This window comes from Caulobacter sp., assembly GCF_017744445.1.
Classification (GTDB): Bacteria; Pseudomonadota; Alphaproteobacteria; order Caulobacterales; family Caulobacteraceae; genus Caulobacter.
On sequence record NZ_JAGIBH010000111.1, the window covers coordinates 1 to 613 of the forward strand.

Consider the following 613-nt stretch of genomic DNA (forward strand, 5'->3'; position numbering starts at 1 on the left):
CGAGACCTTCGAGGAACATCCGCATCGAATCGGTCAGCGTCTCGCCCGCTGCCGCCGCGCGGTGCATCTTGTCGCGGCCTTCGGCCGAGCCGAGGTGGGTCAGGCCTGTCCCGGTGAGCATGACATGCGCGCTGTCCGGATGGTCGACCGGGGCGAGCAACCGGCCCGCCGCCAGCTCCTCCGCAGGGTCGACCGCGCCGGCGCTGCCCGCCGCCTCGACCAGCGCCGCAAGGCCGACGTCCTGCGCGATGGCCGCGGCGGCGAGGCTGCGCACGTCGCTGTAGCCTGCTACGAAGTGCGCCCGGCCGTCGCGCGCGGCAATTACCTGCCGAGATCCGTCGCGCGATCGGTGTTGGAGCAGTGTGAGCATGTGGACCTTTCAAACAGCTTCGTTCTTCCTCGAATTAGTCCTACATAATATCCGAGGCAAATGCTGATCTTGCCGGATTTGCCGTTAGGCGCTTTCCCGTCTACCCCGTGCCCTAACCCGTCGAGGCGATTGCTGTTGGACATCGAGGAAGCGCCGATCGAACAGAACGACGACACCGAGCGCCGCTCGGAACGAAGCACCGGCCGTCGGCTTCGCGGTGCGATCGCGAACTATCTCGGAACT

The 613-nt window shown here is 66.2% G+C and carries 1 pseudogene; it reads right to left on the bottom strand.

Going from position 1 to position 613, the window contains the following annotated elements:
- Window positions 1-370, bottom strand: a pseudogene (locus J7528_RS23920) (FAH family protein); the annotation flags it as partial.
- Window positions 371-613: the final 243 nt, after the last annotated feature.